Here is a 22,775-nt window from a genome sequence, read left to right on the forward strand (position 1 = left end):
TGATGATATTTCGTTCTCTACTGGTAATACATTGTGGACTACAAATTCGTTAAGAATCATCTAAATACCCCCTCGAATCAAACCTCCCAAGCCATGCGATTCCATAAATTCGGCTGAAAGTGTTTTTACCTCATGGCTGGTTTCAGCTTGCAAAATCAATTCAATAAGATGCTCAAGTTCTTTAGCATCCAGGTGTCGTAATAAATACTTAGTACGAGGAATGCTGCGGCCACTCATGCTCAGGCTACGGTAACCTAAGCCAAGCAATATGAGTGTTCCCATTGGTAAACCAGCCATTTCTCCGCATATACTAACAGGGAGATCAAGACGCAGGCATTCATCAAAAACGCGTTTCAAAGCCCTAATCACCGCAGGATGTAAATGATCATATAGCGAAGCGACGTGTATATTATTGCGATCCACTGCAAGCAAATACTGGGTTAAATCATTTGTACCAATAGAAACAAAATCAATCCGTTTCTTTAACTGGGGCAGCAAAAAAAGGGTAGAAGGTACTTCAAGCATCATACCAATCTGCGGCATTGCGATTGTATCGGCTAGGGTTTGTTCTACTTCAATTTTTGCTCTCTTAATCAGTTTTCGGGCTTCATCAATTTCTTCAATACTGGTCACCATCGGCAAGAGTAGTTTTAAATTGCCAGTCTGTGCATTAGCTTTTAGCATCGCCCGAAGTTGAATCAAAAATATTTCTGGTTGATCCAGCGTGATGCGAATTCCCCGCCATCCCAGACAAGGGTTTTCTTCATTGATGGGCATATAGGGAAGCTGTTTATCAGCACCAATATCCAGTGTTCTCAATACTACTGGCTTATCAGGAAAAAGTTCCAGTATCTCTTGGTAACGATTTTTCTGCTCATCTTCTGATGGGAAACCGCTATGCAGCATAAACGGGATTTCTGTGCGATACAGCCCAATGCCGTCAATATTGTCTTCTATCTGCCGTTCATGTTTCAGACTCAAGCCAGCGTTAAGCTGTATCAAAACCCGTTCTCCACTTTTTAGCCGTGCTTGCTTTTGCTGTTCATATTCAGCCAACTTGCTGATAACCTGTTCTTCTTCAATGAGTTGCTGGTATTCATGAGCAACCAGAGGTTCTGGTTCAATAAAAATTTCCCCATGATAACCATCAAGAATGAGTGTCCGGTTATGTAACAACTCAGGCTGGATATCCGCCCCCATGATGGCAGGAATACCCATTGCACGAACCAATATTGCAGAATGGGAGTGAGTTGCGCCATCTCGCACAATCACACCAACCAATTTATCTGGTGGCAACTCAGCTAACAAATTGGCACTGAGTTCATCAGCAACCAGTATAAAGCGCTCCGGCCACTGCCTTGTGCCCGTGAAGGAGCCATTCAGATGAAACAGTACCCGCTGACCGAGTGCCCGCAGATCCGATGCCCGCTCGCGCATATAGAGATCTTGCAAGCCGGCAAACTGTTCAGCATATTTTTCAATCACAGTTTTAACCGCCCATTCCGCCACAAAACCGTTATCGACGGAATAAAACAGATCTCGCTTGAGTTGAGGATCATTTAATAGATGGGAATAGAGATCAAAAATGGCGGCGCTTTCTTTCTGTGAACTGGCAGTAAAGCGCTTGCTGATACGACGGCATTCAGCGGTTGCTTCTTCAAGAGCCAAAGTCAGCCTGGAGCGCTCAGCCTGATAATCCAGCGTCAATGTTTCAGTCACTTGTTCCAACAAAGGCTGGGAACGATCTTGCCATCCCTGTGCCATAACAATGCCATTAGAAATGGTAAGTGCCTTAATACGGGTCTGACGATACCGGCTGAATAATCCTTTTGTTTGCACCTGGGAAAGAACAGCAGCAAGCTGCATCGCCAATGTCACCATGAAAGATTCTTCACTTTCATTAAATAACCGTCGCTCATATTGCTGGACAACTAATATTCCCTGCAATTGGCGACTATAAATAATCGGTACACCTAAAAAAGCCCGCAGGCTTTCTTCTCTTACCTGAGGAATATATTTAAAACTGGGATGGTCACGGACATCAGCGAGATTAATTAATTCGGATAAACGCCCAACTTGCCCGACAACGCCTTCATTAAAGGAGAGACTAATTGCTTGCCCTTTGGGTTTTCTCAACCCTTTGGTTGCCATCAGGTAATAACATTGCCGTTGATGATCTGCCAAATAAATAGAGCAGACATCCGTGTTCATTGCCAGACACGTTTCATTGACCAATAACTCAAGCGCTTCAGATAAATTAGCTGCCATCGCAACCTTTTCGACAATTTCCCGTAAGCGCATGAGCATAGCAATTACCTAACTTTTTCTACGACGATGTAAATAAGGAGAATGCAATAATGAAGCAGGCTCCGGCGTTGACATCACAATAGAAGAGAACTCTTTCATCACGCGGCGATATACATCCCGTTTAAAAGAAACTACCTGCCGGACAGGATACCAATAACTAACCCAACGCCAACCATCAAACTCCGGTATCTTACTGCGCTGCACATTAATATCCGCTTCATTACACAATAACTGCAATAAAAACCAACGTTGCTTCTGCCCGATACAAACAGGCTTTGTATCCCAACGCACCAAACGCTTGGGTAATTTGTAACGCAACCAACTTCGGGTTGAGGCGAGAACCCGTACATCTTTGCGACTTAAACCAACTTCTTCGAACAACTCGCGATACATCGCTTGCTCTGGTGATTCCCCTGGATTGATACCCCCCTGAGGAAACTGCCAGGAATGCTGCCCATAACGGCGGGCCCACAAAACTTGCCCTTGGCGATTACAAATTACAATTCCTACATTCGGGCGGTAGCCATCATCATCGATCACCAGACTACCTCTCGATATAACAAATTTAAAAAGATAGCTAATTGTTTCACACTCATCTCAAGCGGTAAACCTAAACCTCTATGATTAGACTTTGCAGACGTAACCGAAGTCTCTACAATACCGCCATCTCAACGGGGTGCGGCTGTCGCAAAACAGTCCTGCTGAGAACAGACCCGTCGAACCTGAACCGGTTAGTACCGCCGTAGGGATTTGAGACGCTAATCATTGATATAACCGATGTCATTTTCATTTAGCATCTTCTCAGATCCTTTGCTATCTGCTAATAATAAACATTAATAATTAATGTACATAATTATCAATATTTTTAATTATTGATATATGAAACTATAGGAGAGCAAAGTGTTTACGAAATTATTTTCCAGCTTTATTGCTATCAGTATGCTATCTATTTCTGCCAGTGTCTTTGCTCAAACAGGTCAGGCAAAGCCTACCCTGACAGTTTATACTTATGATTCATTTGCGTCTGAATGGGGGCCAGGGCCTGCCATCAAAAAAGCCTTTGAAGCGGAATGTGGCTGTGAACTGAAACTTGTTGCGTTGGAAGATGGCGTATCCTTACTGAACCGTTTAAGGATAGAAGGTAAAAAAACACCAGCAGATATTATACTGGGCTTAGATAACAACCTGATTCAAGCCGCTCAGCAAACAGGGTTATTCACACCAAGTCACGTCGATACCTCAAAACTGAAATTACCCATCACTTGGCACAACACGACGTTTATTCCTTACGATTACGGTTATTTTGCCTTTATTTACAACAAAAATACCCTGCCTCATCCCCCCAAAAGTATGGATGAATTAATCAATAACCACCAGAATTGGAAGATTATTTACCAAGACCCACGCACCAGCACGCCGGGCTTGGGGCTACTGCTCTGGATGCAGGAACTCTATGGCGACAAAGCCGCTCAGGAGTGGCAGAAAGTTGCCAAAAAGACACTCACCGTCACTAAAGGTTGGAGTGAAGCCTATGGCCTGTTTCTGAAAGGTGAAGGTGATATGGTGCTGAGCTATACCACATCACCGGGCTATCACATTATGGCGGAGAAAAAAGATAACTACGCCGCCGCTATCTTCAAGGAAGGACACTACTTGCAGATTGAAGTGGCCGCTCAAGTGACCTCAAGTAAACAGCCAGAACTGGCACAGAAGTTTATGAACTTCATGCTTTCTCCGGCATTTCAGCAAGTCATTCCAACAACCCAATGGATGTATCCTGTCATTGATATCACTTTGCACGACGTTTTCAAACAACTTCCCATTCCTGAGAAATCGCTGCAATTCAACGCAGATGATGTGGCAAAACACCGTACAAAATGGATACGTACATGGCAAAGCGCTGTAAGCCGTTAATCGCGGGTTGGTTATTGCCGGGGGTTATTGCCTCCGGCCTGTTAATTATGGTTGCCCTGTCAGCATTCGGGGCGCTGTGGTTCAATGCGCCTGAAAGCCATTGGCAGGAACTATTGAATGACAGTTATCTCTGGCATGTCATTCGATTCACCTTCTGGCAGGCATTTCTATCTGCCGTTTTATCGGTAACACCCGCCATTTTTCTGGCACGGGCACTTTTCCGGCGCCACTTTCCCGGCAAGACACTATTTCTGCGCTTATGCGCCATGACATTGATTCTTCCTGTTTTGGTTGCCCTGTTTGGTATTCTCACCGTTTATGGTCAGACCGGCTGGCTGGCTAATATTTTCCAATGGATGGGTGTTGAATATCGTTTTACACCTTATGGTCTACAAGGGATTTTGCTGGCACACATTTTCTTTAATATGCCAATGGCTACACGGTTATTACTGCAATCTCTGGAAAGTATTGCCATTGAGCAGCGCCAACTTGCTGCCCAGCTAGGTATGAGCGAATGGCAGCATTTTCGTTTTATTGAGTGGCCTTATCTGCGCCGCCAAATTTTACCGACAGGAGCACTGATTTTTATGCTGTGCTTTGCCAGTTTCGCTACCGTTCTTGCTCTTGGTGGGGGGCCCGCCGCAACGACTATTGAACTTGCCATTTATCAGGCTCTCAGCTACGACTACGATCTTGGTCATGCCGCCCTGCTTGCCTTGATACAACTTTTTTGCTGTCTCGGTTTGGTGCTCCTTAGCCAAAAACTTAAAGGCGCACTTTCCGTGGGTTATGGGCATCAAAAACAATGGCGTAATCCACAGGATCCATGGCTGCAAAAATTATCTGATGGCTTACTGATTGGCATCGCATTACTGCTATTAATTCCCCCTTTATTGGCAGTCATCATCGATGGCCTGAACCGTGACATTTTTAATGTTTTAAGCCAAACAGCTTTATGGCAAGCCCTTACAACCTCCATCATTATTGCGCTGGGTGCAGGATTACTGTGTGTTATTCTCACCATGATGTTGCTATGGAGCAGCCGAGAATTACGCTTACGCCATTTTTCTCGATGGGGACAAGCAATGGAAACCAGCGGATTGTTGATCCTTGCCATGCCGGGGATCGTCCTTGCCACTGGTTTTTTTCTCCTGTTAAACACCACTATTGGCATACCTCAATCACCTTACGGGCTGGTTATCTTGACCAATGCATTGATGGCGATCCCTTACGCATTAAAAGTATTGGAAAACCCAATGCGCGATCTGGCTGAGCGTTACAATTCCCTATGCCGCTCCCTCAATATTCAGGGAATTCACCGCCTGTACTGGATCGAGCTTAAGGCATTAAAAATTCCATTGGCACAAGCATTAGCTTTCGCCTGTGTATTATCCATTGGCGATTTTGGTGTGATCGCGTTATTTGGCAATGAAGATTTCCGCACTTTGCCTTATTACCTTTCCCAACAAATTGGGGCATATCGCAATCAGGATGGCGCCGTGACCGCATTTTTGTTGCTCCTGCTGTGTTTTGTTTTATTCACTGTGATTGAACGCTTACCGAGCCGACGCCATGATTAAACTTGAAAATGTCATTTATACTTATGAACACTTTGCCATGCATTTTAATGTAAGCGTAGAAGCTGGGGAACGCATTGCAATCCTCGGCCCAAGCGGGGCGGGTAAAAGCACATTGCTAAGTTTAATCGCGGGATTTCAGTTTCCAGAGCACGGTACTATCTGGCTGGATGGCGAAAATCATACGCAGACTTCACCTTCCAGGCGGCCGGTTTCGATGTTGTTTCAGGAAAATAACCTGTTTTCCCACTTAACCATTGAGCAAAATATTGGTTTGGGATTACATCCGGGATTACGGCTAAATGCTGAGCAAAAAAAAACATTGCAACAGATTGCCTCGCAAGTATCACTGGGAGAATGTTTATCACGCCTGCCCGCTCAACTTTCAGGCGGACAACGCCAGCGAGCAGCATTGGCACGTTGTTTAGTCCGCCACCAACCGATTTTATTGCTGGATGAACCCTTTTCGGCACTTGATCCGGCGTTACGCAATGAAATGCTGGAATTACTGGATCAAATATGTACTGAACAGCAAATGACTTTACTCATGGTGTCCCATAATCTTGATGATGCAGCTAAAATTGCTCCACGTTCTTTGCTGATTGTGGATGGCAAAATTTATTATGATGGGGCGACGGAGAAGTTGGTGAGTGGCGAGGCGGCTGAGGCGGTGGTTTTGGGGATAGGTTGATGTTGGTGGGTAAATTAACAACTATTCTCCTCCGAAAAATGCTGAACGCCTCTTATAAATAAAGGAAAGATCCCAACGCTTGTGGCTGGGATCATCTTCTGGGGATATTCCGCATCCAGTAAAATTTTCTTTTCATTTATGTCTGAATATAAAAACAATATATCAACTAATATATCAACTAATATGGCTCCAGTCTCATAAGGTATCTCTTTTGCGTTATTGTTAATGCGTTGGATATTGAATCTGCCTATATATTTTATGCTGCATAAACCTCATTAATCTAAATGGATTTATTTTTACTCCGGCCTGAATAAGTCTTTAGATAGTAATATCAGCACTTTAAAATTTCGTGTTATTAAAAATAGTTATCACATGATAACCGCTTTTAATAACGCAAAAATAAAATATATAGCTAGCATCATAATAGGACTAGTTCCGGATCATCTAATATGAGGTGTTTGAATATGTTATCATATATTGGAAAAGTCATATTTTTACTCTTTTTCCTTTACACGTTATTAGTACCCTATACGATAACGAATTCCTTTGCAGAGGGGGATCGTACAACTGAAAGACATACGAGAAAAGCAGATGAGAACAATAATATCGGTGTGCAAGTTAACATATCAGATAAAAAATATTGGAATTCTGATACCCATATAAACAATGGCGTAAAAGAAAACAATTACACCTCAGATGCTGATGTACAAAATGTGATTGCTAAAAACCTTCAATTGGCTGGTAATTTCCTGTCATCTTCGCCTTCAGAATTGGCAGAACAAGCCAAATCCTATGCGTTAGGGCAAGTTAACGGTCTGGTAACGTCTGAGGCACAAAAATGGTTGTCACAGTTTGGTACTGCCAGAATTAATTTTGCCATAGATAACGAGGGAAAACTAAAAAACAGTTCCCTCGATCTTTTACTACCACTTTATGACAATAAAGCGGATTGGTTATTTTTCTCTCAACTGGGTTATCGCAACAAAGATAGCCGGAATACCATGAACCTGGGGTTGGGTGGCCGTTATTTTTATGAAGACTGGATGTATGGCCTGAATACCTTTTATGACTATGACCTGACGGGCAAAAATCAGCGTCTTGGTCTGGGCGGGGAACTCTGGAGAGATTACGTTAAAGTATCCGCTAATACTTATTATCGTGTAAGTGACTGGAAAAATTCACGGGATTTTGCCGGTTACCATGAACGCACGGCCAACGGTTATGACATTAGAGGGGAGTTCTTCTTACCCGCTTACCCTAATCTGGGTGTCAAACTGTCTTATGAACAGTATTTTGGCGATCAAGTGACTTTATTCGATCGTGACACCAAACAGAAAGATCCTAACCTGGCTATAATGGGGCTGTCTTACACCCCAGTTCCGCTATTTACTCTGGGTGTGGATTATAAACAAGCGGCAGGTGGGCACAGCGAAGCACAGTTTTTGGCTAATTTAAGCTATAAACTGGGTGTTCCTCTGAGTGCGCAATTATCGTCAGAAAACGTGGCGCTGGCAAGGCAATTAGCAGGCAGCCGATATGATTTGGTAGAAAGAAATAATCATATCGTGCTTGATCATCAGGCAAAGCCAGCCGCTCAATTGTCGCTGCCGGATACTGTCATCGGGTATAGTGGGAATCAGCAGGATGTTACAGTCAAATTCTCTTCTGATTCTCCGGCTAAGCAGATTCGTTGGGAAACCAAACCAGACTTTGAAAAGAACGGAGGGAAACTCTCTTCTCAGTTCGGCAACACAATCAAAGTCACCCTGCCAACCTATTTACCTGGCGATAACCAAAATAACAGTTACCCCATTTCTGCTTTTGCTGAGTGGGAAAATGGCCAAAAATCAGCGCCTGCTGAAATGCGTGTCATTGTTAAGCCCTTTATGCTGAAAAAGCTGGAAGAAGCTAACTTTACTCCTGCAGGGCCATTGCTTGCGACGGGGGAGGCTAAGGACGGATATACGTTTGACCCTGTGATTACTTTTGATACGGCCGATGGCGCACCGATAAAAAATGCCACCATTAATCATGTTCAGTGGATAACCGATCCTAAAGTCGGCCCAGATACTGGGTTAGAATTGCTTGGTTTGGGAACTTCTGATTCTGCCGCGATTGATGAAAACGGGCATTTCAAACACAAACCTATCTTAGTGAGTAAAGAGCCACATAAAAATGTCAAAGTGTACCTGAAAATGGATAGCCAGGCTCCACAATTAGTGGGAGAGGTCGGCTTTGATATAAACATAGATGGATTCCACTTTGAGAAAATTGAGGTTTCACCGGCAACACCGTCACTGATAGCCAATGGTTCTCAGACTTATACCTACAAGGCAGTGGTGTTAGATGGTAATAACAAGCCGATCGGAAACCAGAAAATCAACAATGTGAATTGGAGCATTAAGCAAAATGGTAAGGATATGAGCACCACTGCGCCTAATATCACGTTTACGACCAGCGGGGATACCACGACGCCGGATGGGGAACTAACGGCAAAACTGAGTAGTAAAGAGGAAATGAAAGATGTGGTAGTTTCGCTTTCCATTCAGGGCAAAGCGGCTGTCCCTGCACAAAACAAAGTGACCTTTGTTAAGGATACCCAAGATTATAGTATTAGTAAGGATGGCATTAAACCCGAGAAATTAACGTCTCTAACGGCCGATGGTTACCAGCAGTATCAATTTATGGCGACTATCCTGGATATTAGTGGCAAACCAGTTGACGCGGATACCGTCATTAATGATGCACACTGGAAGATAGATGAACCATCAGATGCCGCTAAATATGGCATAACACTAACCTCAGAGACTAAAACGGATGGCAAAGGAAACTTAAAGGCAATCTTAAGTAGTACTCAGGAGTTCACTGGGGATGTGGTGGTTTCACTTTCCGTTCATGGCAAAACTGCTGCTTCCGCAAAAACTAACGTTGCCTTTATTGCGCATAGTATTAGTAAGAATGGCATTAAATCCGAGGAATTAACGTCTCTATCGGCCAATGGTTACCAGCAGTATCAATTTATGGCGACTATCCTGGATGCTAATGGCAGCCCCGTTAAAGCGGGTACAGTCATTAAGGATGCACTCTGGCAGATAGATAAACCAACAGACGCCGCTAAATCTGGCCTAACACTAACCCCAGAGAATAAAACGGATAGCAAAGGAAATTTAAAGGTAATCTTAAGTAGTACTCAGGCATTCACTGGGGATGTGGTGGTTTCACTTAAGGTTGGGACACAGGGTCCTGTCCAATCAACAGATACTCCGGTAGAGTTCGGCATATCGGGGATAATACCGCCTACCATGACAATGAATACATTAACATCTGCATCGCCCGATGGTTCCCAACAGTATCAATTTACGGTGTCTGCCCAGGATGCTAAGGGCAACCCCATTAAATCGGGTACAGTCGTTCATGATGCAGTCTGGAAGATAGAAAAAATATCAGGTATCGATGAATCTGCAGTAAAACTAACCCCAGATAATACAGTGGATAAAGACGGAAACTTAAGTGCAATCTTAACTAGTGTTAATACGTTAGGATCTACTGATGATTTAAATGGTTCTATCGATGTTTCACTTACGATTGGGACACAAAGTCCTGTCTCATTAACGGGTTCTCTGATAGAGTTCAAACCAGGATCGATATCGATAGTCACAATGACCCCAAGTATCCCTTTAGTAGTATATGGATATACTAATCTGCAAGTCATCGTTAGGGATGGTCAAGGTAGGGGCTTTGCTAACAAGACAGTTAAGTGGAATATATCAGTTAATCAGGGTGGTGACCTGAGCGCGGCAGTCATTGCGCCAACAAGTAGTACAACCAATAATGATGGTAAAGCTACCACAACATTGGCCAGTATTAAGCCTCAAATCGTTACCGTAACGGTTTCAGTGGATGACATAGGAGACAGTCAGCCTACGTCTATGACGTTCGAATTGCCAGGGGTTACAGGTTACAACCATACACACAATCAAAGTAATACGGAGGCACAATTTAGTGTGAAGTTGCTGGATACTCTAGGTCATCCTTTTAAAGAAAATTATAATATTCCTTTTAAGGCGTGGTTAATAGGGGCGGCAAAAGACGCCAAGGGCAATCTTGAAACATACAAACCTATCGACAGCACAAGATTTGAGGTTAAGATGACAAAAGACGGTAATCATGCTGAGGGGTTGGAGATTAACGTAACGGATACGCAGTCTAAGGCTATATCATCAGGTGAAAGCCTTCATATTCTTGCATGTTTTGGCATAGGTGATTCTGTGAGAGAAGCTCAAGATCAAGTAATACACTGTGATGAGCATGATGATGTCAATGCGTGGATTGTTAGTCCGTAACTTTAACTTTGCTTAAGGATAGCTATTTTATCATCACGTAAATGTAGACTCGGCTTTTTAGGTTGGCATGTGTAGGCAATTAACCCCGACACAGTGTCCAGTAAAAAGCCGGGTCTTTTTCACTTTCTGTTACAAATCGCCACCTTTAACAACCGCTTATCTTAAACTAAACGTTCACGTTTCACATAAAATGGCGATAACACAAAATCGTAAACAGGGGAGTACAGGCTCTAATCAATCACAACAATACCTTCGAAAAAGCCGCGCTAAATGTTCTCCTGCGGGAGTGAGCTTTGTATCTCTTCGTTGAACAAGTCTAAAAGTCGCAAATGGTAATTGTTCTTTAAGGTTTAAAGCGACAAATTGCTGATCAAATAAAGCCTCACTAACCACACCTGTCGCCACAATCGTTAAAAGGTCATGTAAATGCTTGCCCTTTTATCCCCCCTTTTATCCCCGATTTTATTGTACGGATGATTATGGGGTTTATGACCTTCTTCCCGAAGAGGGGCATCTGACGGGAAAGACGTTCACCCAACGCATAGAGAGAACGAATTTAACTCATCGTACTCGAATCAAAAGACTGAATCGCAAAACGATAGGCCACTCTAAAAAATGATAGGGACTTTCATTGGCGTGAGTACTATTTTTGATATATTTTTGATATTCAATCTAACTATTTAATACATAACCCACGTTCTTTGCTGATTGTGGATGGCAAAATTTATTATGATGGGGCGACGGAGAAGTTGGTGAGTGGCGAGGCGGCTGAGGCGGTGGTTTTGGGGATAGGTTGATGTTGGTGGGTAAATTAACAACTATTCTCCTCCGAAAAATGCTGAACGCCTCTTATAAATAAAGGAAAGATCCCAACGCTTGTGGCTGGGATCATCTTCTGGGGATATTCCGCATCCAGTAAAATTTTCTTTTCATTTATGTCTGAATATAAAAACAATATATCAACTAATATATCAACTAATATGGTTCCAGTCTCATAAGGTATCTCTTTTGCGTTATTGTTAATGCGTTGGATATTGAATCTGCCTATATATTTTATGCTGCACAAACCTCATTAATCTAAATGGATTTATTTTTACTCCGGCCTGAATAAGTCTTTAGATAGTAATATCAGCACTTTAAAATTTCGTGTTATTAAAAATAGTTATCACATGATAACCATTTTTAATAACGCAAAAATAAAATATATAGCTAGCATCATAATAGGACTAGTTCCGGATCATCTAATATGAGGTGTTTGAATATGTTATCATATATTGGAAAAGTCATATTTTTACTTTTTTTCCTTTACACGTTATTAGTACCCTATACGATAACGAATTCCTTTGCAGAAGGGGATCGTACAACTGAAAGACATACGAGAAAAGCAGATGAGAACAATAATATCGGTGTGCAAGTTAACACATCAGATAAAAAATATTGGAATTCTGATACCCATATAAACAATGGCGTAAAAGAAAACAATTACACCTCAGATGCTGATGTACAAAATGTGATTGCTAAAAACCTTCAATTGGCTGGTAATTTCCTGTCATCTTCGCCTTCAGAATTGGCAGAACAAGCCAAATCCTATGCGTTAGGGCAAGTTAACGGTCTGGTAACGTCTGAGGCACAAAAATGGTTGTCACAGTTTGGTACTGCCAGAATTAATTTTGCCATAGATAACGAGGGAAAACTAAAAAACAGTTCCCTCGATCTTTTACTACCACTTTATGACAATAAAGCGGATTGGTTATTTTTCTCTCAACTGGGTTATCGCAACAAAGATAGCCGGAATACCATGAACCTGGGGTTGGGTGGCCGTTATTTTTATGAAGACTGGATGTATGGCCTGAATACCTTTTATGACTATGACCTGACGGGCAAAAATCAGCGTCTTGGTCTGGGCGGGGAACTCTGGAGAGATTACGTTAAAGTATCCGCTAATACTTATTATCGTGTAAGTGACTGGAAAAATTCACGGGATTTTGCCGGTTACCATGAACGCACGGCCAACGGTTATGACATTAGAGGGGAGTTCTTCTTACCCGCTTACCCTAATCTGGGTGTCAAACTGTCTTATGAACAGTATTTTGGCGATCAAGTGACTTTATTCGATCGTGACACCAAACAGAAAGATCCTAACCTGGCTATAATGGGGCTGTCTTACACCCCAGTTCCGCTATTTACTCTGGGTGTGGATTATAAACAAGCGGCAGGTGGGCACAGCGAAGCACAGTTTTTGGCGAATTTAAGCTATAAACTGGGTGTTCCTCTGAGTGCGCAATTATCGTCAGAAAACGTGGCGCTGGCAAGGCAATTAGCAGGCAGCCGATATGATTTGGTAGAAAGAAATAATCATATCGTGCTTGATCATCAGGCAAAGCCAGCCGCTCAATTGTCGCTGCCGGATACTGTCATCGGGTATAGTGGGAATCAGCAGGATGTTACAGTCAAATTCTCTTCTGATTCTCCGGCTAAGCAGATTCGTTGGGAAACCAAACCAGACTTTGAAAAGAACGGAGGGAAACTCTCTTCTCAGTTCGGCAACACAATCAAAGTCACCCTGCCAACCTATTTACCTGGCGATAACCAAAATAACAGTTACCCCATTTCTGCTTTTGCTGAGTGGGAAAATGGCCAAAAATCAGCGCCTGCTGAAATGCGTGTCATTGTTAAGCCCTTTATGCTGAAAAAGCTGGAAGAAGCTAACTTTACTCCTGCAGGGCCATTGCTTGCGACGGGGGAGGCTAAGGACGGATATACGTTTGACCCTGTGATTACTTTTGATACGGCCGATGGCGCACCGATAAAAAATGCCACCATTAATCATGTTCAGTGGATAACCGATCCTAAAGTCGGCCCAGATACTGGGTTAGAATTGCTTGGTTTGGGAACTTCTGATTCTGCCGCGATTGATGAAAACGGGCATTTCAAACACAAACCTATCTTAGTGAGTAAAGAGCCACATAAAAATGTCAAAGTGTACCTGAAAATGGATAGCCAGGCTCCACAATTAGTGGGAGAGGTCGGCTTTGATATAAACATAGATGGATTCCACTTTGAGAAAATTGAGGTTTCACCGGCAACACCGTCACTGATAGCCAATGGTTCTCAGACTTATACCTACAAGGCAGTGGTGTTAGATGGTAATAACAAGCCGATCGGAAACCAGAAAATCAACAATGTGAATTGGAGCATTAAGCAAAATGGTAAGGATATGAGCACCACTGCGCCTAATATCACGTTTACGACCAGCGGGGATACCACGACGCCGGATGGGGAACTAACGGCAAAACTGAGTAGTAAAGAGGAAATGAAAGATGTGGTAGTTTCGCTTTCCATTCAGGGCAAAGCGGCTGTCCCTGCACAAAACAAAGTGACCTTTGTTAAGGATACCCAAGATTATAGTATTAGTAAGGATGGCATTAAACCCGAGAAATTAACGTCTCTAACGGCCGATGGTTACCAGCAGTATCAATTTATGGCGACTATCCTGGATATTAGTGGCAAACCAGTTGACGCGGATACCGTCATTAATGATGCACACTGGAAGATAGATGAACCATCAGATGCCGCTAAATATGGCATAACACTAACCTCAGAGACTAAAACGGATGGCAAAGGAAACTTAAAGGCAATCTTAAGTAGTACTCAGGAGTTCACTGGGGATGTGGTGGTTTCACTTTCCGTTCATGGCAAAACTGCTGCTTCCGCAAAAACTAACGTTGCCTTTATTGCGCATAGTATTAGTAAGAATGGCATTAAATCCGAGGAATTAACGTCTCTATCGGCCAATGGTTACCAGCAGTATCAATTTATGGCGACTATCCTGGATGCTAATAGCAACCCCGTTAAAGCGGGTACAGTCATTAAGGATGCACTCTGGCAGATAGATAAACCAACAGACGCCGCTAAATCTGGCCTAACACTAACCCCAGAGAATAAAACGGATAGCAAAGGAAATTTAAAGGTAATCTTAAGTAGTACTCAGGCATTCACTGGGGATGTGGTGGTTTCACTTAAGGTTGGGACACAGGGTCCTGTCCAATCAACAGATACTCCGGTAGAGTTCACTCCAGCTCTGGGAGGTATTACATTCGAGAGATTAAAATCTTTATCGCCCAATGGTTCCGCACAGTATCAATTTACGGCGTCTGGCCTGGATGATAATGGCAACCCCGTTAAAGCGGGTACCGTCATTAATGATGCACAGTGGAGTATAGTTAACATACAAGGCGCCGCTGCCTCTGACGTAGTACTAACGCCAGATAATACAGTGGATAGCAACGGAAACATAAAGGCAACCTTAACTAGTACTAAGAAGATCGAGGGTCATATCATTGTTTCACTTAAGATTGGGACACTGAGTCCTGTCCAATCAGATAAATCTACGATAGGGTTCAACCCAGGAAAGATATCGTCAATATCAAAGTCCACAAGTCTGCCTGTAGTAATATCTGGAAGTAATAATCTGGAAGTCATCGTTACTGATGGTGATGATAGGTACTTTCCTAACAAGGAAGTTAAGTGGGAGATATCAGTTGGACCGGGTGGTGACAAGAGCGCGGTAACCATTTCCCCAGCAAGTAGTACAACCAATAACGATGGTAAAGCTAGCACAACATTGACCAGTACTAAGCCTCAAATTGTTACCATAAAGGCTTCAGTGGATGGCATGGGAGAAAGTCCGGAGCAGAATGTGGTGTTCGTATTAGGGGCTACTGATTACGCCCGGGATAGAAACAGTACTACTGATACGAAGACAAGCTTTAGTTTGAAGTTGCAGGATAATAACCGTAATACTTTTATAAATAGGGATAATATTACTATTACGCCGTGGCTAATAGGGGCAAAATTTAATAACAATAATCTTGAACAATACGAGGTTATCAACAACCCAACAAGATATGTTATTAATACAGTAAAAGACGGTAACAATAATGAAGGGAAGGTTGAGATTGAAATAACGGATAAGTCGTCTAGGGGAACAGCAGCAACTGCTCATAACTATCATATTCTTGCATGTTTTGGCTTAGGTGATACTGTGGCAGAAGCTCAAAAACAAATAATATATTGTAATTATGAGGGGGACTCTGAAGCGTGGATTATTGCAGATTAACTTTGCTTAATCTTAAGGATAGCTATTTTATCATCACGTAAATATAGACTCGGCTTTTTAGGTTGGCATGTGTAGGCAATTAACCCCGACACAGCGTCCAGTAAAAAGCCGGGTCTTTTTCACTTTCTGTTACAAATCGCCATCTTTAACAACCGCTTATCTTAAACTAAACGTTCACGTTTCACATAAAATGGCGATCACACAAAATCGTAAACAGGGGAGTACAGGCTCTAATCAATCACAACAATACCTTCGAAAAAGCCGCGCTAAATGTTCTCCTGCGGGAGTGAGCTTTGTATCTCTTCGTTGAACAAGTCTAAAAGTCGCAAATGGTAATTGTTCTTTAAGGTTTAAAGCGACAAATTGCTGATCAAATAAAGCCTCACTAACCACACCTGTCGCCACAATCGTTAAAAGGTCATGTAAATGCTTGCCCTTTTATCCCCCCTTTTATCCCCGATTTTATTGTACGGATGATTATGGGGTTTATGACCTTCTTCCCGAAGAGGGGCATCTGACGGGAAAGACGTTCACCCAACGCATAGCGAGAACGAATTTAACTCATCGTACTCGAATCAAAAGACTGAATCGCAAAACGATAGGCCACTCTAAAAAATGATAGGGACTTTCATTGGCGTGAGTACTATTTTTGATATATTTTTGATATTCAATCTAACTATTTAATACATAACCATATGAGGTGTGTAAATATGTTATCATATATTGGAAAAGCCATATTTTTACTCTTTTTCCTTTACACGTTATTAGTACCCTATACGATAACGAATTCCTTTGCAGAGGGGGATCGTACTTTTATTGCGCATAGTATTAGTAAGAATGGTATTACATTCGAGAGATTAAAATCTTTATCGCCCAATGGTTCCGCACAGTATCAATTTACGGCGTCTGGCCTGGATGATAATGGCAACCCCGTTAAAGCGGGTACCGTCATTAATGATGCACATTGGAGTATAGTTAACATACAAGGCGCCGCTGCCTCTGACGTAGTACTAACGCCAGATAATACAGTGGATAGCAACGGAAACATAAAGGCAACCTTAACTAGTACTAAGAAGCTCGAGGGTCATATCACTGTTTCACTTAAGATTGGGACACTGAGTCCTGTCCAATCAGATAAATCTACGATAGGGTTCAACCCAGGAAAGATATCGTCAATATCAAAGTCCACAAGTGTGCCTTTAATGATATATGACAGTAATGATCTGGAAGTCATCGTTACTGATGGTGATGATAAGTACTTTCCTAACAAGGAAGTTAAGTGGGAGATATCAGTTGGGCCGGGTGGTGACAAGAGCGCGGTAACCATTTCCCCAGCAAGTAGTACAACCGGTAACGATGGTAAAGCTCGCACAACATTGACCAGTACTAAGCCTCAAACCGTTACCGTAACGGCTTCAACGGATGGCCTAGGAGAAACGCAGGTGAATGTGGTGTTCGTATTAGGGTTTAAGGATTACGTCAAGAAAGATAGTACTGATTCGCAGACAAAATTCAGTGTGAAGTTTCGGGATTATAACGGTAACATCTTTATAAATAAGGATAATATTACTATTACGCCGTGGCTAATAGGGGCAGAATTTAAGAACAATAAGCTTGGAAGCTACAAGGCTATCAACGACTCAAGATATGATATTAAGACAATAAAAAACGCTAACAATAATGATGGGACGTTTGAGATTCAAATAACGGATAATGCGTCTAAGGGAAAAGCAGCACCTGATCATAACTATCATATTCTTGCATGTTTTGGCATAGGTGATACTTTGGCAGAAGCTCAAAAACAATACATATATTGTGATGGACGAAGTTTGGATATGGATAATCTAGCGTGGATTATTGCAGATTAACTTTGCTTAATCTTAAGGATAGCTACTTTATCATCACGTAAATATAGACTCGGCTTTTTAGGTTGGCATGTGTAGGCAATTAACCCCGACACAGCGTCCAGTAAAAAGCCGCGCTAAATGTTCTCCTGCGGGAGTGAGCTTTGTATCTCTTCGTTGAACAAGTCTAAAAGTCGCAAATGGTAATTGTTCTTTAAGGTTTAAAGCGACAAATTGCTGATCAAATAAAGCCTCACTAACCACACCTGTCGCCACAATCGTTAAAAGGTCATGTAAATGCTTGCCCTTTTATCCCCCCTTTTATCCCCGATTTTATTGTACGGATGATTATGGGGTTTATGACCTTCTTCCCGAAGAGGGGCATCTGACGGGAAAGACGTTCACCCAACGCATAGAGAGAACGAATTTAACTCATCGTACTCGAATCAAAAGACTGAATCGCAAAACGATAGGCCACTCTAAAAAATGATAGGGACTTTCATTGGCGTGAGTACTATTTTTGATATATTTTTGATATTCAATCTAACTATTTAATACATAACCATATGAGGTGTGTAAATATGTTATCATATATTGGAAAAGCCATATTTTTACTCTTTTTCCTTTACACGTTATTAGTACCCTATACGATAACGAATTCCTTTGCAGAGGGGGATCGTACTTTTATTACGCATAGTATTAGTAAGAATGGCATTAAATCCGAGGAATTAACGTCTCTATCGGCCGATGGTTACCAGCAGTATCAATTTATGGCGACTATTCTGGATACTAATGGCAGCCCCGTTAAAGCGGGTACAGTCATTAAGGATGCACATTGGAATATAGATAAAATAACAGGCGCCGCTAAATCTGACGTAATACTAACTCCAGAGACTAAAACGGATGGCAACGGAAACTTAAAGGCAATCTTAACTAGTACTCAGGAATTCTCTGGTAATGTCGTTGTTTCACTTAAGGTTGGAACACAGAGTCCTGTCCAATCAGCAGATTCTTCGGTAGAGTTCAAACCAGGATCGTTATCGGGAATAACACCGCACTTAGCAAGGACCCCAACAAGCCCTTATGCAGTAATATATATAAAGCATCCTCTGGAATTCAACGCTACTGATAGTAATGGTAACGTCTTGTCTAACAAGACAGTTAACTGGGAGATATCCGTTGGGCAGGGTGGTGACAAGAGCGCGGTAACCATTTCCCCAGCAAGTAGTACAAGCGGTCACGATGGTAAAGTTAGCATAACATTGACCAGTACTAAGCCTCAAACCGTTACCGCAACGGCTTCAGTGGATGGCAGAAAAATTCAGACTATGGATGTGAAGTTCATATTGCCAGAGTCTTTTGATTATGACGCTTCGCAGATTGACAATAGTAATGCCAAGCAGACACTTAGTGTGAAGATGCAGGATCCTGACGGTAACGCTATTGTAAATACGAATGGTGAAATTCCTATTCAAACGTGGCTGATATGGGCATTCAAGCAACATACCGGCGATAAGTATGGCCCCGCCACAGTTACCACCGACCCAAGGTTTATTGTTAGCAATAAGGTAATAGGTGACAATCTTGAGGGACAATTGAGTTTTGACGTAACAGATAGTAAGAATACTAATGGTACTGCTATGGTATATCCGCCAAATTATCAAGTTATTGGATGTTTTGGCGTAGGTCGTTCTCTGGAAGAAGCTCAAACTCAAGTAATATACTGTGATGAGAGCAGTCTGGAGGGGTGGTTTGTCCCTGAGTAACTTTGCTTAAGCTTAAGGATAACTATTTTACCATCACGTAAATGTAGACTCGGCTTTTTAGGTTGGCATGTGTAGGCAATTAACCCCGACACAGCGTCCAGTAAAAAGCCGGGTCTTTTTCACTTTCTGTTACAAATCGCCATCTTTAACAACCGCTTATCTTAAGCTAAACGTTCACGTTTCACATAAAATGGCGATAACACAAAATCGTAAACAGGGGAGTACAGGCTCTAATCAATCACAACAATACCTTCGAAAAAGCCGCGCTAAATGTTCTCCTGCGGGAGTGAGCTTTGTATCTCTTCGTTGAACAAGTCTAAAAGTCGCAAATGGTAATTGTTCTTTAAGGTTTAAAGCGACAAATTGCTGATCAAATAGGGCTTCATTAACCACATCTGTCGCCACAATCGTTAAAAAATCACTTTCAGCGACTAAGCTCATATACCTTGATTACTGCGTATAAATAATTTTGCGCCGAGAGAATCTTCTAAATCACGTATTGATTTAGTTAAAGCCGGTTGGGAGAGTGACAAAAAACGACTGGCAGCTCTGATACTGCCGTGACGATTAATTTCAACAAAAGCACGTAGTTGATTGAGCTTTATGGGTGTTGCCATTTTTTTCTCTTGCGATAACTTTTAATTATATAGGAAAAGTTAATTGTATCTTATTTAAATAAAATTTACTGTCTACATTAGAGTTGAATAATGAAGACAGGTTCCACATTAAAGAATAAAAATATTTGTTAATTATTCTCTTAATTAAATAAAAATAATTTAATTGGAATCAGATTAACTTAATTTATTAACGTGAATTAATGTTGATGGAATAAAAATACCCACCATGTTTTTAGATAACTAAAAGAGATAATAATTATGGATATTTTATTAAGCGAATCTGTTAAGCAAATTGTCGGAAAATTACAAAGCTGGCGCCGTGATTTTCACCAGTTTGCTGAATCAGGTTGGTTAGAATTCAGAACTGCAACTATCGTGGCAGATGAACTGCATCGTTTAGGCTATAACCTGAAAATGGGAAAAGAAGTTATCAAGGCAGACGCCCGAATGGGTGTACCGCCGGAGCAGTCACTACAAGCACAGGAACAGCGCGCAATCAGGCAAGGTGCTTTGACTGCATGGTTGCCGCATTTTTCAAGTGGATTTACGGGCATTGTTGCGACGCTCGATACAGGCAAACCTGGGCCAACGCTGGCTTTTCGGGTTGATATGAATGCCCTTGACCAGAATGAAGCACAAACTCATCGACATCTTCCTTACGCGGAAGGTTTTTCCTCTTGCAACGCAAACATGATGCATGCCTGTGGGCACGATGGTCATACAGCAATTGGCCTGGGGCTTGCCCATATATTGAAAAAATATGAAAGCCAACTGACAGGAAAAATAAAACTGATTTTTCAGCCTGCGGAAGCGGGAGTTGTTGATGATGTTAATTTATTTATCGCCCTTCATATTGGTCTCGGCGTGCCTCAAGGAGAATTGGTCTGCGGGAGTGATAATTTTTTCGCCACGACCAAAATAGATGTCACTTATCGTGGAATTGCCGCCCATTCTGGTGCCAAACCAGAAGATGGAAAAAATGCATTGTTGGCTGCCGCCCACGCAGTTTTAGGGTTGCAGGCAATTTCTCACCACAGTGAGGGCAGTTCACGCATTAACGTCGGAGTATTGCAGGCAGGCATTGGCCGTAACGTTATTCCTGACTATGCCTTAATGAAAGTAGAAACACGTGGCAAAACCAATGAGATCAATGAGTTTGTCTATCATCAAGCCCTGAATATTATTGATGGGGCGGCAAAAATGCAGGATGTTGAATATGAAATAGCGTTAATGGGTGCTGCGCAAAGTAGCCCACCTAGCCCGGCATGGGTCGATTTTATTTACCAGCAAGCCCAGCAATATATTCCAGAGCTTTCATCTGTTGTCAAAAGCCGTCAGCAATCTGCGGGTTCGGAGGACACAACCTATTTTATGGAACGTGTCAAAGCGAATGGCGGCCAGGCTACCTACCTTATTTTCGGCGCAGAACTCAGCGCAGGCCACCATAATGAGCGGTTTGACTTTGATGAAAATGTGATGGCAACCGCAGTAAAAACTTTGGCGACTATCGCCCTGCATCTCCCTTATTTCGATGTTACCTGATGACAAAATAATAACGACAGCAAGCACAAAGGAAATAACGATGAGTGAAGCAACTATTCCTGTAAATAAAAATCCGGGGCGTATTCTTGGTTGGATTGAAAGGATCGGTAATAAAATTCCAAATCCTTTTATTTTATTCGTTTATTTATAGCAGAATCATCATAACCTGACATATTCAATATGCTCCGTAAACAACTCATCAACCGAACATCTTTTTTGCCTCCTGATCGCTTTTGCTCCGCCCCATTTGTGTTCTATTGGGTTCAAATCCGGACTATAAGCGGGAAGCCATTCCAGTTGACATCTGCTGTCTGCTATCGCTTGTGCCGTATCATTCCGTTTATGGAAAGATGCATTGTCCATCACTATCACGGCGCCGTGTGGAAGCTTTGGCAGCAAATCTTGTGTCATCCACGCATAAAAAACATCGGCATTAATATTCTCGGTAAACAAGCTTAAGGTGACGAAGGTATTTTCGAGAATGGCACCAATGACGTTGATACGGCCTTTTGCGTGCCAGTCATGCGAACCAAAACAGCGTAACCCTTTTTCCGAATAGCCATGTTGACGTGGCATCGCCTGAGCAAAACCACTTTCATCCAAATACACAATCGGCCTGCCAGCCCGCTCATAGTCGCTGATGCGCTCGATAAATGCCTGACGAGCCTGAAGATCAGCGCGAGGGTGTTTTAACGTTTTTTTTATGGGTGATCCGAAGCCGTTTCAAGGCATAATGAATAGCCGATTGTGAGACACCTAAACGTTTTGCTCTTTCCCATTGATAGTCATCGGGAAAGTGTTGGACATCCGCCATGAGCACTGCATCAGGGATTTTCGTGGCAGGTTTATTGCGGGTCATGCAAGGTTCTATCTGATTGCACCACCGGAACAAGGTGCGCATGGAGACTTCAAAATGTGCACTCGTTTGTTCAAAAGTCAACGAATGCTTGTCTTTGTATGCCAATACTCTCTTTCGAAAATCTAAACTGTAGCCCATCTCATTTTATGCCTTGTCATCTTAGGTTTAGATATTATGTCATATTGATATGATTTAG

Annotated in this window: 14 protein-coding genes, 6 pseudogenes and 1 riboswitch; of the genes and pseudogenes, 12 read left to right on the plus strand and 8 right to left on the minus strand. The window is 42.3% G+C overall.

Features of this window, described 5'->3' with window-relative positions; translation table 11 throughout:
- Window positions 1–60: 60 nt before the first annotated feature.
- Together ptsP and rppH are read right to left on the minus strand one after the other, a co-directional pair.
- On the minus strand, window positions 61–2,307 hold the full coding sequence (gene ptsP, locus Xish_RS05900) for a phosphoenolpyruvate--protein phosphotransferase (protein ID WP_099117112.1): 2,247 nt from the start codon (window positions 2,305–2,307) through the stop codon (window positions 61–63).
- 9 nt (window positions 2,308–2,316) lie between these two features.
- A complete protein-coding gene (gene rppH / locus Xish_RS05905; RefSeq protein ID WP_099117113.1) occupies window positions 2,317–2,847 on the minus strand; it encodes an RNA pyrophosphohydrolase in 531 nt (176 codons plus the stop codon).
- 122 nt (window positions 2,848–2,969) lie between these two features.
- A riboswitch (TPP riboswitch) is annotated at window positions 2,970–3,074 on the plus strand.
- 133 nt (window positions 3,075–3,207) lie between these two features.
- On the opposite strand from rppH, the gene thiB reads away from it, so the two are divergent.
- From thiB to Xish_RS05925, 4 genes are all read left to right on the plus strand, one after another.
- Window positions 3,208–4,221 (plus strand): thiamine ABC transporter substrate binding subunit, encoded by a 1,014-nt coding sequence (gene thiB / locus Xish_RS05910; RefSeq protein WP_099118688.1) that lies wholly within the window; start codon window positions 3,208–3,210, stop codon window positions 4,219–4,221.
- Window positions 4,197–5,801 carry a thiamine/thiamine pyrophosphate ABC transporter permease ThiP gene (thiP, locus tag Xish_RS05915; RefSeq protein ID WP_099117114.1) on the plus strand — a complete coding sequence of 535 codons (1,605 nt, stop codon included), beginning with the start codon at window positions 4,197–4,199 and terminating at the stop codon, window positions 5,799–5,801. Before thiB ends, thiP begins: the two co-directional genes overlap by 25 nt.
- Window positions 5,794–6,489, plus strand: a complete 696-nt coding sequence (gene thiQ / locus Xish_RS05920; protein ID WP_099117115.1) for a thiamine ABC transporter ATP-binding protein ThiQ — start codon at window positions 5,794–5,796, stop codon at window positions 6,487–6,489. Before thiP ends, thiQ (Xish_RS05920) begins: the two co-directional genes overlap by 8 nt.
- A gap of 464 nt (window positions 6,490–6,953) precedes the next feature.
- Complete coding sequence (locus tag Xish_RS05925) at window positions 6,954–10,832, plus strand: inverse autotransporter beta domain-containing protein (RefSeq protein ID WP_167383225.1); 3,879 nt, start codon at window positions 6,954–6,956, stop codon at window positions 10,830–10,832.
- 2 nt (window positions 10,833–10,834) lie between these two features.
- On the opposite strand, the pseudogene Xish_RS19340 reads toward Xish_RS05925, so the two are convergent.
- Window positions 10,835–10,942: pseudogene (locus tag Xish_RS19340) on the minus strand (IS982 family transposase); the annotation flags it as partial.
- A gap of 347 nt (window positions 10,943–11,289) precedes the next feature.
- On the opposite strand from Xish_RS19340, the pseudogene Xish_RS05935 reads away from it, so the two are divergent.
- From Xish_RS05935 to Xish_RS05975, 7 genes and pseudogenes are all read left to right on the plus strand, one after another.
- A pseudogene (locus Xish_RS05935) lies at window positions 11,290–11,451 on the plus strand (IS1 family transposase); the annotation flags it as partial.
- 73 nt (window positions 11,452–11,524) lie between these two features.
- Window positions 11,525–11,629: pseudogene (gene thiQ / locus Xish_RS18905) on the plus strand (thiamine ABC transporter ATP-binding protein); the annotation flags it as partial.
- Window positions 11,630–12,093: 464 nt separating this feature from the next.
- Window positions 12,094–15,951 carry an inverse autotransporter beta domain-containing protein gene (locus Xish_RS05945; protein ID WP_167383227.1) on the plus strand — a complete coding sequence of 1,286 codons (3,858 nt, stop codon included), beginning with the start codon at window positions 12,094–12,096 and terminating at the stop codon, window positions 15,949–15,951.
- A gap of 445 nt (window positions 15,952–16,396) precedes the next feature.
- Window positions 16,397–16,604 (plus strand): annotated as a pseudogene (locus Xish_RS05955) (IS1 family transposase); the annotation flags it as partial.
- 57 nt (window positions 16,605–16,661) lie between these two features.
- Window positions 16,662–17,819 (plus strand): Ig-like domain-containing protein, encoded by a 1,158-nt coding sequence (locus tag Xish_RS05960; protein WP_099117120.1) that lies wholly within the window; start codon window positions 16,662–16,664, stop codon window positions 17,817–17,819.
- 304 nt (window positions 17,820–18,123) lie between these two features.
- A pseudogene (locus tag Xish_RS05970) lies at window positions 18,124–18,285 on the plus strand (IS1 family transposase); the annotation flags it as partial.
- A gap of 91 nt (window positions 18,286–18,376) precedes the next feature.
- The gene (locus tag Xish_RS05975) at window positions 18,377–19,561 is read left to right on the plus strand and encodes an Ig-like domain-containing protein (RefSeq protein WP_099117121.1); all 1,185 of its coding nucleotides are present in this window, start codon (window positions 18,377–18,379) and stop codon (window positions 19,559–19,561) included.
- A gap of 11 nt (window positions 19,562–19,572) precedes the next feature.
- Here Xish_RS05975 and Xish_RS19345 read toward each other — a convergent pair.
- The 3 genes and pseudogenes from Xish_RS19345 to Xish_RS19355 form a co-directional block, all read right to left on the minus strand.
- A pseudogene (locus tag Xish_RS19345) lies at window positions 19,573–19,671 on the minus strand (IS982 family transposase); the annotation flags it as partial.
- Window positions 19,672–19,795: 124 nt separating this feature from the next.
- Entirely contained in the window at window positions 19,796–20,002 is a 207-nt protein-coding gene (locus Xish_RS19350; RefSeq protein WP_425274991.1) for a hypothetical protein, read from the minus strand.
- Entirely contained in the window at window positions 19,999–20,178 is a 180-nt protein-coding gene (locus tag Xish_RS19355; protein WP_425274992.1) for a LysR family transcriptional regulator, read from the minus strand. Before Xish_RS19355 ends, Xish_RS19350 begins: the two co-directional genes overlap by 4 nt.
- A 258-nt stretch (window positions 20,179–20,436) precedes the next feature.
- Between Xish_RS19355 and Xish_RS05985 the strand changes: the two genes are divergently transcribed.
- Complete coding sequence (locus Xish_RS05985; protein ID WP_099117122.1) at window positions 20,437–21,720, plus strand: amidohydrolase; 1,284 nt, start codon at window positions 20,437–20,439, stop codon at window positions 21,718–21,720.
- A 159-nt stretch (window positions 21,721–21,879) separates the two neighbouring features.
- Here Xish_RS05985 and Xish_RS05990 read toward each other — a convergent pair whose 3' ends face one another.
- Window positions 21,880–22,425: an IS630 family transposase gene (locus Xish_RS05990; RefSeq protein ID WP_341865764.1), complete on the minus strand. Its 546-nt coding sequence runs from the start codon at window positions 22,423–22,425 to the stop codon at window positions 21,880–21,882.
- Window positions 22,394–22,717: an IS630 transposase-related protein gene (locus Xish_RS05995; protein WP_099116405.1), complete on the minus strand. Its 324-nt coding sequence runs from the start codon at window positions 22,715–22,717 to the stop codon at window positions 22,394–22,396. Before Xish_RS05995 ends, Xish_RS05990 begins: the two co-directional genes overlap by 32 nt.
- Between the last annotated feature and the right edge of the window lie 58 nt (window positions 22,718–22,775).

The organism is Xenorhabdus ishibashii (assembly GCF_002632755.1).
Lineage (GTDB): Bacteria > Pseudomonadota > Gammaproteobacteria > Enterobacterales > Enterobacteriaceae > Xenorhabdus > Xenorhabdus ishibashii.